Origin of the sequence: Sphingomonas oleivorans, from assembly GCF_003050615.1 — a bacterium.
In the GTDB taxonomy this organism is placed as follows: Bacteria; Pseudomonadota; Alphaproteobacteria; order Sphingomonadales; family Sphingomonadaceae; genus Sphingomonas_H; species Sphingomonas_H oleivorans.
Genome location: NZ_NWBU01000010.1, coordinates 193,741 through 206,471 on the forward strand (window position 1 = coordinate 193,741; position 12,731 = coordinate 206,471).

14 protein-coding genes are annotated in these 12,731 nt (G+C 66.3%); 4 read left to right on the plus strand and 10 right to left on the minus strand.

From position 1 onward, the window contains the following. Window positions 1–35: 35 nt before the first annotated feature. The 5 genes from CLG96_RS12270 to CLG96_RS12290 are packed head-to-tail and all read right to left on the minus strand — an operon-like array spanning window position 36 to window position 2,818. A complete protein-coding gene (locus CLG96_RS12270; RefSeq protein WP_107968723.1) occupies window positions 36–1,286 on the minus strand; it encodes a bifunctional alpha/beta hydrolase/OsmC family protein in 1,251 nt (416 codons plus the stop codon). 19 nt (window positions 1,287–1,305) lie between these two features. Next, complete coding sequence (locus CLG96_RS12275; protein WP_107968271.1) at window positions 1,306–1,692, minus strand: OsmC family protein; 387 nt, start codon at window positions 1,690–1,692, stop codon at window positions 1,306–1,308. Between the two features lie 40 nt (window positions 1,693–1,732). Further along, on the minus strand, window positions 1,733–2,158 hold the full coding sequence (locus CLG96_RS12280; RefSeq protein WP_107968272.1) for an OsmC family protein: 426 nt from the start codon (window positions 2,156–2,158) through the stop codon (window positions 1,733–1,735). Between the two features lie 28 nt (window positions 2,159–2,186). Next, window positions 2,187–2,384 (minus strand): hypothetical protein, encoded by a 198-nt coding sequence (locus CLG96_RS12285; RefSeq protein WP_107968273.1) that lies wholly within the window; start codon window positions 2,382–2,384, stop codon window positions 2,187–2,189. Between the two features lie 32 nt (window positions 2,385–2,416). Continuing rightward, complete coding sequence (locus CLG96_RS12290) at window positions 2,417–2,818, minus strand: hypothetical protein (RefSeq protein WP_107968274.1); 402 nt, start codon at window positions 2,816–2,818, stop codon at window positions 2,417–2,419. Window positions 2,819–2,987: 169 nt separating this feature from the next. Between CLG96_RS12290 and CLG96_RS12295 the strand changes: the two genes are divergently transcribed. Continuing rightward, window positions 2,988–4,304 carry an NAD(P)/FAD-dependent oxidoreductase gene (locus tag CLG96_RS12295; protein WP_107968275.1) on the plus strand — a complete coding sequence of 439 codons (1,317 nt, stop codon included), beginning with the start codon at window positions 2,988–2,990 and terminating at the stop codon, window positions 4,302–4,304. 171 nt (window positions 4,305–4,475) lie between these two features. On the opposite strand, the gene CLG96_RS12300 is transcribed toward CLG96_RS12295, so the two are convergent. Continuing rightward, on the minus strand, window positions 4,476–5,096 hold the full coding sequence (locus CLG96_RS12300; RefSeq protein WP_107968276.1) for an FMN-dependent NADH-azoreductase: 621 nt from the start codon (window positions 5,094–5,096) through the stop codon (window positions 4,476–4,478). Between the two features lie 84 nt (window positions 5,097–5,180). Between CLG96_RS12300 and CLG96_RS12305 the strand changes: the two genes are divergently transcribed. Further along, window positions 5,181–6,122, plus strand: a complete 942-nt coding sequence (locus CLG96_RS12305; protein ID WP_207796681.1) for a LysR family transcriptional regulator — start codon at window positions 5,181–5,183, stop codon at window positions 6,120–6,122. Between the two features lie 13 nt (window positions 6,123–6,135). Here CLG96_RS12305 and CLG96_RS12310 read toward each other — a convergent pair whose 3' ends face one another. Then, window positions 6,136–7,992, minus strand: coding sequence for a DUF885 domain-containing protein (locus CLG96_RS12310; RefSeq protein ID WP_107968277.1), 1,857 nt, complete (start codon window positions 7,990–7,992; stop codon window positions 6,136–6,138). A gap of 256 nt (window positions 7,993–8,248) precedes the next feature. Here CLG96_RS12310 and CLG96_RS12315 point away from each other — a divergent pair, with 256 nt between their 5' ends. After that, window positions 8,249–8,455, plus strand: coding sequence for a TOBE domain-containing protein (locus CLG96_RS12315; protein ID WP_107968278.1), 207 nt, complete (start codon window positions 8,249–8,251; stop codon window positions 8,453–8,455). A 211-nt stretch (window positions 8,456–8,666) separates the two neighbouring features. Here the strand turns inward: CLG96_RS12315 and CLG96_RS12320 are convergent, their stop codons facing one another. Together CLG96_RS12320 and CLG96_RS12325 are read right to left on the minus strand one after the other, a co-directional pair. Then, complete coding sequence (locus CLG96_RS12320; protein ID WP_107968279.1) at window positions 8,667–9,980, minus strand: UDP-glucose dehydrogenase family protein; 1,314 nt, start codon at window positions 9,978–9,980, stop codon at window positions 8,667–8,669. Between the two features lie 53 nt (window positions 9,981–10,033). Continuing rightward, the gene (locus CLG96_RS12325; protein WP_107968280.1) at window positions 10,034–11,023 is read right to left on the minus strand and encodes a family 8 glycosyl hydrolase; all 990 of its coding nucleotides are present in this window, start codon (window positions 11,021–11,023) and stop codon (window positions 10,034–10,036) included. 157 nt (window positions 11,024–11,180) lie between these two features. On the opposite strand from CLG96_RS12325, the gene msrA reads away from it, so the two are divergent. Further along, window positions 11,181–11,735, plus strand: a complete 555-nt coding sequence (gene msrA / locus CLG96_RS12330; protein WP_107968281.1) for a peptide-methionine (S)-S-oxide reductase MsrA — start codon at window positions 11,181–11,183, stop codon at window positions 11,733–11,735. Here the strand turns inward: msrA and CLG96_RS12335 are convergent. Beyond that, window positions 11,730–12,692, minus strand: a complete 963-nt coding sequence (locus CLG96_RS12335) for an L-threonylcarbamoyladenylate synthase (RefSeq protein ID WP_107968282.1) — start codon at window positions 12,690–12,692, stop codon at window positions 11,730–11,732. The two genes, msrA and CLG96_RS12335, sit on opposite strands and share 6 nt — an antisense overlap. Window positions 12,693–12,731: the final 39 nt, after the last annotated feature.

The following is a 12,731-nucleotide window of genomic DNA, read 5'->3' on the forward strand; positions in this document are numbered from 1 at the left end:
ACAGCGCGATAGGCCAGTCGCCGCAGTGCAGCAAGTCAAAGCGTTCCGAGCATATCCCGGGCATGGGCAGAGATATTTTCGGCGGGGGCAGGAGCCTCGCCTGGTTCGGTTTCGATCGCGGAGGCCGAGGTCAATGTGCGGTGAACCGGGCAGCGATCGGCCATTTCCAGCAGCCGGGCGCGCTCGGCATCGTCGAGCGCGCCATCGACGGCGATGCGGCGGGTGAACAGGTCCGCCGGCTCGATGCCGCGTCGCTTGACATGGCCGACGGCCGTGCGGATGCGGGCCACCGGCCAGCCCTTGCGATCGGCATACATGCGCAGCGTCATCGTCGTGCAGGCGGCGAGCGCAGCGGAGAGGAGATCATAGGGGGTGGGCCCCGATCCGAGGCCGCCGACGCTTTCGGGCTCGTCGGCGAGAAAGCGGATGCCGCCTGCCCGGATCTGCACCTGATAACGGCCGGCGCCCGTTTCCTCGGCCACGACATCGCCTTCTTGGTCGCTGCTCCGCGTCTCCTTCTCCGCCGCCGGCAGGTAGCGCGATGCCCAGGCGGCGATCATGTCGGCGGCATAATCGGCATCGCGCGCGCGGGTGAGCAGATGATCGGCATCGTGCAGCGACACGAAACTCTTGGGATGGCGCGCGGCGGTAAAGATGCGTGTCGCATTGTCGATGCCGACGACCATGTCGGTGGGCGCATGGAGGATCAGCAGCGCGCGCTTCAGCCCGGCGATGCGCGCGCCCTGATCATGGCGGTCGAGATCCTCCAGAAAGGCGCCCCTGAGCGTGAAGGGCCGGCCGCCGAGATGGACCTCGGCCTCGCCATGGGTCTCGATCGCGGCGAGGCCCTCCTTGCCCAGTTGCAGGGCGATATGGGCGACGTCGAACGGCGCGCCGATCGTGGCGATGGCGCGCACCGATGGCAGCATGTCCGCCGCCGCGAGCGCGGCCGTGCCGCCCAGGCTGTGGCCGATGAGCAGCGACGGCGCCATGCCGGCCTGTTCCATCGCCTGGCCGGCCGCAACCAGATCGCGCACATCGCCGCTGAAGCTCGTGTCGGCGAAGGCGCCGCCGCTTTCGCCGAGGCCGGTGAAATCAAAGCGCAGCACGCCGATCCCACGCTGCCCAAGCGCGCGCGCGATACGGACGGCGGCCAGCGAATCCTTGGTGCAGGTGAAGCAATGGGCGAACAGCGCCCAGGCGCGGACGGGCCCTTCCGGCGATTCCAGCCGGCCTGACAGGCCGTGGCCGGCGGGACTTTGGAAATCGAAACGACGGGTGGGCATGGCGCGGCTTCCGGCTATGTCAGGCAAGGGTGGTGCGGATCTCTATGCCCGATTTCAGCGTCAGCGTGACGGGCGTGCGCTCCGCAATCTCGGCGAGCCGGGCGCGTCTGTCATCGGCGATGTCGCCCGTGAAATGCAGCAGGCGCTCGATCCGCATGCCGGCATCGTCGCGTGCCATATGCAGATCGACCGTCAGACCCTCGATCGGCCAGCCCTTGCGATCCGCATACATGCGCAGCGTGATCGCGGTGCAGGCGCCAAGCGCGGACAGCAGCAGGTCATAGGGTGCAGGCCCGCTATCCGCGCCGCCGCGGCTGGCGGGCTCGTCGGCGTGGAGCATGTGATGTCCGGCCGCTATCTCGACCGCATAGCCTTCGCTGCCGATGCTGGACTTCACATGCGCCATCGCTCTGTTCCTATAGGGCCCCGAACCGGCCGCGAAACTGTCAGGGAAGCAGCGTCGCGTCGAGCGTGATTTCGGCCTTCAGCAGCTTGGACACGGGGCAGCCGGCCTTCGCCTTCGCCGCGAGCGCCTGAAAGGTGGCGTCGTCCGCGCCGGGAATCTTGGCCTGGAGCGTGAGATGGACGGAGGTGATGGCGAAGCCGCCATCGACCTGATCGAGCGTCACCTCCGCCTTCGTCTCCATATGTTCGGCGACGAGCTGCGCTTCGCCGAGGATCAGCGACAGCGCCATGGTGAAGCAGCCGGCATGGGCGCCGCCGATCAGCTCCTCGGGATTGGTGCCGGGCTTTCCCTCGAAGCGGCTGGCAAAGCCATAGGGATAGGCATCGAGCGCGCCGCTCTTGGTGGAAATCGCGCCTTTGCCGTCCTTGATGCCGCCTTGCCAGGCGGCCGAACCATAGGTCTTCATATATCGCTCCTTGGATTGAAAACGGGTTTCAGCGGAAGCGCAGCGGGCCGATCCGCCCGCTGCGCCAGATCAGATCAAATGTGCCCCTGAGCAGCAAGGCCTCCTCGGGGCTGAAACGGAGAAGGATGAAGAAAAGCGGAACCGCCGCGTTCAGCCTCGGGCGGATCCGATCGCGCGCCAGCCCCGCCCGGGCAAGGCTCGATGCCAGGATCATGAGCTGCGACATGGAGCGGATCTCCTCTTGCGGGCGGCTGCGGGCTAGTCGAGATGGCGCGGATAGCGGCCGGGGCGCGCGGCCCCGGAACGGGAGGAAGCGGCGATCAGCGGCGCGAGCAGCGGAACCAGGCTGACGAAGATGACGGAGCCCAGCACCAGCCCGGCCAGCCAATCGTCCAGATATTGTGCGGCAAGGATCGTCGTTGCGATCAGCGGGGGGAGGCAGAGCAGCGCTATCGCGAGCCCGCCTGCTGGCCTCGCGCGGCTGCCCGATGAAGCCGCCGCCCGTGCGGACCGGCTGGCAGGTGCCGTCCGGGGCATATGGCCGGCGCCGTCCGTTGCGAAACCCCGATCGAATCTGAAACCCACCTTTCGCGCAATTTCCCGGGGCTGCGTTTCGGCAGGGCCGTAGCTCGAATAATAAAGAAGCAGCGCCTTGCTCATCGCTTCGCCCTTCCCCTATGGGTGGACCGTGACGAGGGCATGATGCGCGAGGGCGCGCGGTGTGGATATCCCTACGGAGGTTCGCGCGGCTCGCCAGATGGTCTGACCCGTCTATACCAAGGTATGAATATGCGGCTGTTCCCGGCCGAAATGGTGGAGACGCCGCAGGATGACAGCGAAGAAGACCCAGATCGTCATTGTCGGGGGCGGGGCCGGCGGCCTCGAGCTGGCGCGGCGGCTTGGCGCAAAATATGGCCGCAAGCGCCACGACATCATCCTGGTGGACCGTAACCGCACCCATATCTGGAAACCGCTGCTGCATGAGGTGGCGGCGGGATCGCTCGACGCCAATCTGGACGAGGTTGGGTATCGCAGCCACTGCCATCGTTGGGGCTATCGCTATTTCTACGGCGCGCTGGACAGCATCGACCGCGAGGCGCGCAAGATCATTCTCGCGCCGGTGCTCGACGAGGATGGCAGCGAGCTGATCGGTCGGCATGAGATTCGCTATGACTATCTCGTCATCGCGATCGGATCGGTGACCAATGATTTCGGCACGCCGGGCGTGCGCGAAAATTGCATCTTCCTGGACAGCCGGGCCCAGGCCGATCGTTTCCGCAACAAGCTGCTCAACCATTGCCTGCGCGTGTCGCGGGCGATGACCGCGGATCCGTCCGCGGACGAATATGTGCGGATTTCGATCGTCGGCGGCGGCGCCACGGGCGTGGAGCTTGCGGCCGAGCTTTACAATTCGGCCTCGGCGCTGCGCTATTATGGCCTTGAGATTTTCGACGAGAGCCGCCTCAAGGTGACGCTGATCGAGGCGGGACCGCGCATCCTGCCGGCATTGCCCGAGCGGCTGGCCGAGGCGGCGCAGCACGAGCTGGAGGCGCTCGGCGTGCGCGTGCTGACGGGAACGGCGGTGACGGAAGCGACTGCCGACGAGATCGTGACGCGATCGGGCGAGCGGATCAAAAGCGACCTCAAGGTCTGGGCCGCGGGCGTGCGCGGCGCGGAGGTGCTTGACGGGATCGGGGGGCTGGAGACGAACCGGGCCTTCCAGCTCGTCGTGCGGCCGACGTTGCAGACCAGCCGCGACGATCGCATCTTCGCCATGGGCGATTGCTGCTCCTGCCTGCTGCCCGGCAGCGAGCGCCCCGTCCCGCCGCGCGCGCAGGCGGCGCATCAGATGGCCACGAGCGTGCTGCACAATCTCGAACGGATGATGGCAGGCAAGCCGCTCAAGCCGTTCGTCTATCATGATCATGGCTCGCTGGTATCGCTCAGCCGTTTCCAGACGGTCGGCAGCCTGATGGGCAATCTGGTCGGCGGGCGAATGGCGGTCGAGGGACGGCTGGCGCGCTTCGTCTATACATCGCTCTATCGCATGCACCTTCTCGCCATCCACGGATGGGTCAAGGGCACGGCGCTGCTCCTCATCGGGCGGGTGAACGCCATCATCCGGCCGCGACTGAAGCTCCATTAAGCGACGTCCGTCAGCCCTGAAGCACCGCGCTCAGCCAGGGCGCGGTCGGGTGAAATTCACCCTGTTCTACAATTCTCCTATGCGCTCCGGCATAGGATCGGATGAGGAGGCGAGGCGGGCCGTCTTGCGCAACCGGGGGGAGTGTTGCGGAAAACGGCCCGCCTCGACGGGTCAGGCGGCCTTGGCGAGCGCGCCCGGACGGAGGGCGCCGATCCGCTCGACGGCCGCCGCGATCTGCTCCTGCGCTGCCATGGCGAGCTTCTCGACCCGGACGAAATCGACGTCGCGGAGGCCCATGAAGCCCAGCATCGTGCGCAGATGCGGTTCCTGGCTGTCGAGCACGGCAGCCGGTCCCTCGCTATAGGCGCCGCCGCGCGTTTCGATCACGATCACCGGTTTCGCGGCGACGAGCCCTTCGGGGCCGTTCGGGCCATATTGGAAGGTCACGCCCGCACGCAGCACATGATCGAACCAACTCTTGAGCGTGGAAGCGATGCCGAAATTATACATGGGCGCGCCGATCACGAGGATCTCCGCTTCCTGCAATTCGGCGACCAACGCGTCGGAAAGTGCGCGCGTCGGCTTGGCCGCCTCGGTCTCCGGCGCGGGACGGCCGATACCGGCCATCGTTGCCGAGCTCAGATGCGGCACGGGCTCACGGTCGAGATCGCGCTCGACGACCTTCAGCTCCGGCCGTTCGGCCTGCAGCCGCGCGACGAGCTGGTCCACCAGCTTGTTGGAAACGGATGCCGCGCCGCCGGCGCTGCTCTTGATGACGAGAATGCTGCCCATGGTCCTGAACTCCCTGATCGGGTTGATGTCGTGACGCAGGGATAGAACAGTGTTAGCGTTGCGCGAAGCCAAGCGGCTTGAACCATGGTGTTGCAGATTATGGAACGATCCCCGATCGATCTCGTCGATGTCCTCGCCTTTGCCTGGGTGGTCGAAAGCGGCAGCTTCGCGCGCGCGGGCGACCGGCTGGGCGTATCCAAATCGATCGTCAGCCGCCGTGTCGCGCGGCTGGAGGAGAAGCTCGGCGCCCGGCTGTTGACGCGGAGCGCGCGCGGCACCGAGCCCACCGATATCGGCAGCGACTATCATCGCCGGCTGGTGGCGATATTGGGCGATCTGGAGGCGGCGCACGAAGCCGTGGCCGAGGCGACATCGGAAGTGGCGGGCACGATCCGGCTGACCGCGCCGATCAGCTTCGGCGTGGATCATCTTTCGTCCGTGCTGGCCGAATTCATGACGCGCCACCCGCGCGTCGAGCTGGATGTCGCGCTGGAGGATCGCAGGGTGGATCTGCTGGCCGAGCATTTCGATCTCGCGGTGCGGATCGGGAACTTGCCCGACAGCAGCCTGATCGCGCGCAAGCTGGCGCCCGTGCGCGCGGTGATGGTGGCGAGTCCGGCCTATCTCGACGCGCGGGGGCGGCCTTCGCACCCGCGCGAGCTCGCGAAGCATGACGTGCTGTTCTACACCAACAGCAATTCCACGGGCGAATGGCGCTTCCGTGTCGACGGGCGTTGGGAAAGGGTGCGCGTGGCGGGCCGGCTGCGGGCCAATAATGGCGATGCGTTGCGCGAGGCGGCGCGCGCGGGCCTGGGCATCGCCCTCCTGCCGAGCTTCATCGCCTCCAGGGGCCTGATCGACGGCAGCCTGGAAACCGTGCTCGGCGACTGTCCGCTCGAGGAGGCCGGCCTCTATGCGATCATGCCGCCGGGGCGTGCGACGACCGCGCGCGTGCGCGCGCTCGTCGAGCATCTGGCAAGAAGCTTCGGGCCGACGCCCGCCTGGGATCCCTGCGCGCGGGATTGACCCGATGGCGACCCTATATTTTTCCCTTGCCCTTCCGCGCCGCGATATGCGCGTCGATAATCTGTTCGAGCAGGGTCAGGGGCACGCCGCCGGCTTTCACCACCGCATCGTCGAATGCGCGCAGATCATAGCGCGGGCCGAGCGCGGCGCGCGCCTTGTCGCGCAGGCGGTTGATCTCGCTATGGCCGACCTTGTAGCCGCAGGCCTGGCCGGGCCAGGCGCAGTAGCGATCGACCTCGCTGCTGACATCGTCGACGGGCGAGCCGTTGGTGGCGGCGAACCACTGGATCGCCCGATCGCGGGTCCAGCGCTTGGCGTGAAGCCCGCTGTCCACGACGAGGCGGCAGGCGCGATAGGATAGCGACTGGAGATAGCCGAGCTTGCCCATCGGATCATCCTCATAGGCGTCGAGCTCGTCGGCGAGCTGCTCGGCATAGAGCGCCCAGCCTTCGGAATAGGCGTTGAAGGCGAGCAGCGAGCGGATGAGCGGCAGCCTGTAGCTATATTCGCCCTGCCAGATATGGCCCGGAATGCCCTCATGATAGGTGAGGGTAGGCAGCGAATAGCGCGGCCAGTTCGCCGTATCGCGCAGGTTGATATAATAATTGCCCGGCGTGCTGCCGTCGATCGCGCCGGCCGCGGCATAGCCGCCGGGCATGCCATCCTGAATTTCGGGCGGAACGCGCTTGATGACGAGATCGCCGCGAACGCGCGTGGCGAAGGCGCGCGGCAGGCGCTGGCGCATGTCCGCGACGCGGCCGTTGAGATAGGCGAGTATCTCCGCGCGGCCGGCATCGGTATTGGGATAGAGGAAGCGCTTATCCTTGCCGAGCGCGGCCATGCGTTCGCCGACAGTGCCTTTGGTCAGGCCCTGCGCGCGCAGCAGCGGATCCATCCGCGCGGAAAGCGCGCGAAGCTGCTCCAGGCCGAGCTGATGGACTTCCTCGGGCGTCAGCCGGCTGGTGGTGCCGGCACGCAGCGCCCAGGCATAATAAGCATCGCCGTCGGGCAGCTTCCAGACGCCCGCATCCCCGGTCGCGCGCGTGCGAAGCCGCGTCAGCTCGGCAATCTGCCGGTCGAGCGCGGGGGCGACCTTCTCGGTCGCGATCGCTGCGGCGCGGCGGCCATGATCACCGGCAAGTGCCGCGCTGCGCCGGGCCAGCGAGGTGACGATATTCCATTGGGCGACGGGCAGGGCGCGCGCGGCCGTCATTTGCCTGAGCGTCTTGTCGAGCAGGAAGGAAGGGGCGACGACGCCGATCGACCCGTCATGCGCGAGCCGCGCCGTCTCCCCGTCGATCGCGGCGGCATAGGCTTCGAGCCGGGCCAGATAGGCGTCCGCATCGGCGCTCGTCTCGACGATGTGCAGGCTGTCGAGCAGGTCCGGAATTTCGGCGAAGGCGCCCGTGCCCTGACTTACCGCATAAGGGGTGTTCCGATAGGACCAATTTTGGTTCAGCCCGGCGACGTCGCCGAAGGGAAAGCGATAGCCCTCCACGACCAGCTCATGTGCGGTGCGGACGACATCGAGGTCGAGCGTCGCGGCCGTGCCGAGCCGGCTGCGATCGACCGCATTGAGCCGGGCAAGGCGCGCGGCGGCCGTGGCAGCGCGGCGGCTATTGCCTTCGGGCGAGCGATCGGTGAGGCTCGACTTGAGCCGGGCCCGATCACCCTTGTCGAGCCCGAGCGCAGTGGCGTTTTCTGGATATTCGACGAGCAGTTCCTCGGCGATGCCTGCGAGCAGGCGCTCCAGCGCCCTGTCATCCGTGGCGGGTGCGGTCGCGGCCGTTGCCGCCCAGCCGGGGATGGTGCGCAGCGCGAGGACGCTGCCTGTCGTCGCGAGGAAATGGCGCCGATTCACCTGTCGCATCAATATTGTCTCCCCCTGCCGGAAGACCGGCCGATGGCGCAGCTTAGTGTCATGTGCTGCGAAGAGGTGCAACGGCATCAATGGCCGCGCGCTCATCTTGCCGGGGACTTTGGTTCCACTCGCCCGCCTGCAGATGGATAGGGCGATTTACCCGGATTGATCGCCATCTGCCTTTCGCGCCGCGACGGGGGATGATGAGCGCACGCTCCGCATATGCTATATGGCCATGACAGCCAGAGCGGCATGGACGAAAGCGATGAAGATCAGCGCGCGCAACCAGATCACAGGTGTCGTCATGTCGCTCGCCCCGGGCGCGGTGAATGCGACGATCAAGGTGGACATTGGCGGCGGCAACGTCATCACCTCCAACATCACGCAGGAGGCGGTAGCCGATCTCGGCCTCGCCGTGGGCGATCAGGTGACGGTTCTCATCAAGGCGAGCGACGTGCTGATCGGAAAGTAGCGCCGGCGGGAGCGCTGTCCTCGCCCACTGCGCGAAACATCCTATGAAGGCCGGCATTGCCCGCGATCCGGAGGAGGCGGGCAATGCCGGTTTTTGCTGGGATGGCGAGCTTGGAGCATGTGTGATTAGATCCAGTCACACATGCTCCAATTCTCCTGTGTTTCCCGCATTTTCCGAGTCGTCAGGCGATTCCGCCTGACTTGAAAATGCTCTAGGCGACGCTTGCCCGTCCGATGCCATGATAGCTGAGGCCGGCGCGGGAGACTTCCTCGGGGGGATAGATGTTGCGCAGGTCGACGAGGATGGGGCTGGTGAGAATGCCCGCGAGCCGCTTGAGGTCGAGCGCGCGGAACTCGTCCCATTCGGTGACGATCACGAGCGCGTCCGCGCCGTCGGCGGCCTCATAGGCATTGGCGACGAAGTCGACATTGCTCAGCAGCGGGCGTGCCTGCTCGACGCCCTCGGGGTCATAGGCGCGCACGACGGCTCCCGCATCCTGCAAGGCCTGGATCACCGCGATCGCCGGCGCGTCGCGCATGTCGTCCGTGTTCGGCTTGAAGGTCAGGCCCAAGACCGCGACGGTCTTGCCCCGGGCGTCGCCGCCCATCGCCTTGATGACCTTGCGGCCCATCGCCCGCTTGCGCGCGTCATTGACCTGCACGACCGCCTCGACGATCCGCACCGGCGACTGGAAATCTTCCGCCGTCTTGAGCAGCGCAAGCGTGTCCTTGGGGAAGCAGGAGCCGCCATAGCCCGGCCCGGCATGGAGGAATTTGGAGCCGATGCGATTGTCGAGACCGATGCCGCGCGACACGTCCTTCACATCCGCGCCGACCATCTCGCACAGATCCGCCATCTCGTTGATGAAGGTGATCTTGGTCGCGAGGAAGGCGTTGGCGGCATATTTGATGAGCTCGCTCGTCCGCCGGCCGGTGAACAGCAGCGGCGCCTGGTTGAGATAGAGCGGACGATAGATTTCCTGCATCACCGCGCGGGCGGCTTCCTCGTCGGTGCCGACGACGATCCGGTCGGGCCGCTTGAAATCCTCGATCGCTGCGCCCTCGCGCAGGAATTCGGGATTGGAGACGACATAGGTGGTGATGTCCGGCTGCACCTCGCGCAGGATCCGCTCCACCTCGTCGCCGGTGCCGACCGGCACGGTCGACTTGGTGACGATCACGGTCGGCTTGGTCACCGCCGCGGCGATCTCGCGCGTCGCGGCGAAGACATAGCTCAGATCGGCATGGCCGTCGCCGCGCCGCGACGGCGTGCCGACCGCGATGAACACCGCGTCCGCATCGGCCACAGCAGGCGCCAGATCGGTGGTGAAGGACAGCCGCCCGGCGCGCACATTGCTCTCGACCAGGGCATCGAGCCCCGGCTCGTAGATCGGCATTACCCCCTTCTCGAGTGCCTCGATCTTGCGGACATCCTTATCAACGCAGATCACATCATGTCCGAAGTCAGAAAAGCACGCACCGGAAACAAGGCCGACATATCCGGTGCCGATCATCGTGATGCGCATAGGTCTTCAAGGTCCTTCGATAAGCTTTCCTCGCTTCCATGTCCTGACGGATGTCAGACCATGGAAGCGAGGAGGAGCAGGGTGGAGGAATAGTAATCGTCGTTGGGGCCGATGGAAGTGGAAACAAGTGATTTGCCGAGGGCGACCCGGGCGATCGCCTGCCCGCCAGTAGACAGGCTATAGGGTGCTTGCGCTCCCGTGAAGACATCGATCCATGCGGGGCGCATGGCAGGATCGCGCCAGAAGCCGGCATAGGGCGCCAGCATCTGCCTGCGCTTCGACATTGCGAGATAGAGCGGAATGCGGATCGCATCGAAGCCGAAGGTGGCGGGCCTCCCCGCCGCCGGGCGGGGCGGGCCGAAGGGATCGATATCGATCCAGTCGGTGGGCAGGCCGGCAAAGCCGAAGCGCGATTCGCGCAGCAATTGCTCGCCATGCTGGATCAGGCTGGCCCAAGGGCCTTCGGGATCGGCTTTGGCGAAGGCATCGAGCGCGGGCCAGACATAATAGGCCAGGTTGAGCGTGGCCTTCTGGCCGATATAGAAGCCGGCCAGCCCGGGCAGCAGCGCCGTGCGTCCGAAGACCGGCACGGTGAGCCGGGTGCCGATCGCGACGCGGATCTGCTGGCTTGCCGTCTCATATTCCTGGACGTGCCAGCGTCTGGCCGCGCGCATCAAGGCCCAGCCGATCAATATGTCGCCATCGGTGGCGTTATTGGGATCGTTGACCGGCGGTAGCGCTGCGGGATCGTAGCGCCAGGAGAAGAGCCGCACATCGGGTCGGGACAGGGTGGCGTTGGTCCAGCCCCAGAGTCGGTCGAAGGTGGCGCGGTCGTCCGCCGCCTCGGCGAAGAGCATGCCATAGCCCTGGCCCTCGCTATGGCTGATGCCGCCGTTGCCCGTATCCACCACCCGTCCCTCGGGGGCTATGAAGCGCTCCTTCCAGCTTTCCCACGGCGTCTGTTCCACGTCGCGGGCCATGGCACAGGCAGAAGCCATGGCCATCCCGGCGCCCAGCATCATCGTCCGTCGATCGAATTTCATGCAGGGCGCTCAGCTATCCTGAAAAGTTCGGCGGATGAACAGCAAGCTAGACTGGATTTTGCGCGAGCGAAATATGGGATTTTCACAAAAGCATGGCGATTGCATCGTCAAACCTTCTTCCTATCTCTTGCCGTCCGATCAGCGAAAAGGAAGAATAATGGCCGAAGAGACAGCGACGCTTGCCGGAGGATGCTTCTGGTGTGTCGAGGCGGTGTTCGACGATGTGCTCGGCGTGAGCAGCGTCGAAAGCGGCTATATCGGCGGGCATGTGGCGAATCCGACCTACAAGCAGGTGTGCGGCGGCGACACCGGCCATGCCGAGGCGATTCGCATCCATTATGATCCGGCAGTGATCGGCTATGATGATCTGCTGGACATATTCTTCCATGTCCACGATCCGACCCAGCTCAACCGGCAGGGCAATGATATCGGCACCCAATATCGATCGGCGATCTTCCCCCATTCGCCGGAGCAGGAAACCGCGGCGCGCGCCGCGATCGGCCGGGCGCAGGCGGAGCATGACAGGCCGGTGGTGACGACGATCGAGCCGCTGACGGACTGGTATCCTGCCGAGGATTATCATCAGGAATATTTTGCGCGGGAAGGATCGGCCAATCCCTATTGCATGGCGGTGGTGGCGCCGAAGCTCGTCAAGTTCCGCAAAAGCTATGCGGCGCGGCTGAAGGGGGGAGATGGCCGTTACCCCCTATGAGGGGGTGACGCCATTCGTTCCGGATCCGTAGCTGGCGCGGCGCAGGCGATCGTTGATCGCGGCGCCGAGGCCGGTTCCGGGGATGGGCGCGACCGCGATGGCGGGAGCGGAGGAGGCATCCGCCTGATGCAGCAGATCGAACAGACGCGCGGCGGCCTCGACCGGATCGGCGGAAGGAGAGAGGGTGGCGTCGCCCGCAACCGCGCCGAAACCGATCAGCCATTCGCCGTCGCGTGCCGAAACGGCATCGAGGCGGAGCGGCTTGGACGGGGCATAATGGCCGGCAAGCTGGCCGGGCGCCTCGATTTCCCCGCCGGCGCCCGTGACGGGCAGGCCGGTGCGTGCGGACAGGGCCTCGGCGGTGAGGGGGCCGGGGCGCAGCAGGCGGAGCCGATCGGGCGCGGCCGCGACGATGGTCGATTCGAGTCCGAGCGTGGTGGGACCGGCGTCGATCACGAGCGGAATGCGGCCCCCGAGCGAGCGGACGACATGCGCGGCGCGGCTGGGGCTGATCGTGCCGCTGGCATTGGCGGAGGGTGCCGCAAGCGGACGGCCGGACGCCGCGATCAGATCGCGCATCGCGGGATGGGCGGGGAAGCGCAGCGCGACGGTGGACAGGCCAGCGGTGGCGAGCGAGGCGATCGGCGATCCCGGCGCGAGCGGCAGCACCAGCGTCAACGGCCCGGGCCAGAAGGCGGCGGCAAGCGCTTCGGATACGGCATCGAAGCGGGCGAGCGCGCGGGCGGCGTCCATATCCGCAACATGGACGATCAGCGGATTGAAGGACGGCCGGCCCTTGGCAGCATAGATCGCAGCAACCGCTTCACCGGAGGTCGCGTCCGCAGCGAGGCCATAGACCGTCTCGGTCGGGATCGCGACGACACGGCCCGCGGCGATCAGCGCGGCAGCCTCGGCAATAGCGGCGGCGTCATAGGAAAGGACGCGGGTTTCGATCATGCCCCGGCGCTATCGGGCGCGGGGCACGGAAGCAAGCTC

Coding starts and splice junctions, on each gene's coding strand:
- CLG96_RS12270 (WP_107968723.1), bottom strand. CDS start 1,286: ATGCCCACCCGTCGTTTCGATTTCCAAAGTCCCGCCGGCCACGGCCTG.
- CLG96_RS12275 (WP_107968271.1), bottom strand. CDS start 1,692: ATGGCGCATGTGAAGTCCAGCATCGGCAGCGAAGGCTATGCGGTCGAG.
- CLG96_RS12280 (WP_107968272.1), bottom strand. CDS start 2,158: ATGAAGACCTATGGTTCGGCCGCCTGGCAAGGCGGCATCAAGGACGGC.
- CLG96_RS12285 (WP_107968273.1), bottom strand. CDS start 2,384: ATGTCGCAGCTCATGATCCTGGCATCGAGCCTTGCCCGGGCGGGGCTG.
- CLG96_RS12290 (WP_107968274.1), bottom strand. CDS start 2,818: ATGAGCAAGGCGCTGCTTCTTTATTATTCGAGCTACGGCCCTGCCGAA.
- CLG96_RS12295 (WP_107968275.1), top strand. CDS start 2,988: ATGACAGCGAAGAAGACCCAGATCGTCATTGTCGGGGGCGGGGCCGGC.
- CLG96_RS12300 (WP_107968276.1), bottom strand. CDS start 5,096: ATGGGCAGCATTCTCGTCATCAAGAGCAGCGCCGGCGGCGCGGCATCC.
- CLG96_RS12305 (WP_207796681.1), top strand. CDS start 5,181: ATGGTGTTGCAGATTATGGAACGATCCCCGATCGATCTCGTCGATGTC.
- CLG96_RS12310 (WP_107968277.1), bottom strand. CDS start 7,992: ATGCGACAGGTGAATCGGCGCCATTTCCTCGCGACGACAGGCAGCGTC.
- CLG96_RS12315 (WP_107968278.1), top strand. CDS start 8,249: ATGAAGATCAGCGCGCGCAACCAGATCACAGGTGTCGTCATGTCGCTC.
- CLG96_RS12320 (WP_107968279.1), bottom strand. CDS start 9,980: ATGCGCATCACGATGATCGGCACCGGATATGTCGGCCTTGTTTCCGGT.
- CLG96_RS12325 (WP_107968280.1), bottom strand. CDS start 11,023: ATGAAATTCGATCGACGGACGATGATGCTGGGCGCCGGGATGGCCATG.
- msrA (WP_107968281.1), top strand. CDS start 11,181: ATGGCCGAAGAGACAGCGACGCTTGCCGGAGGATGCTTCTGGTGTGTC.
- CLG96_RS12335 (WP_107968282.1), bottom strand. CDS start 12,692: ATGATCGAAACCCGCGTCCTTTCCTATGACGCCGCCGCTATTGCCGAG.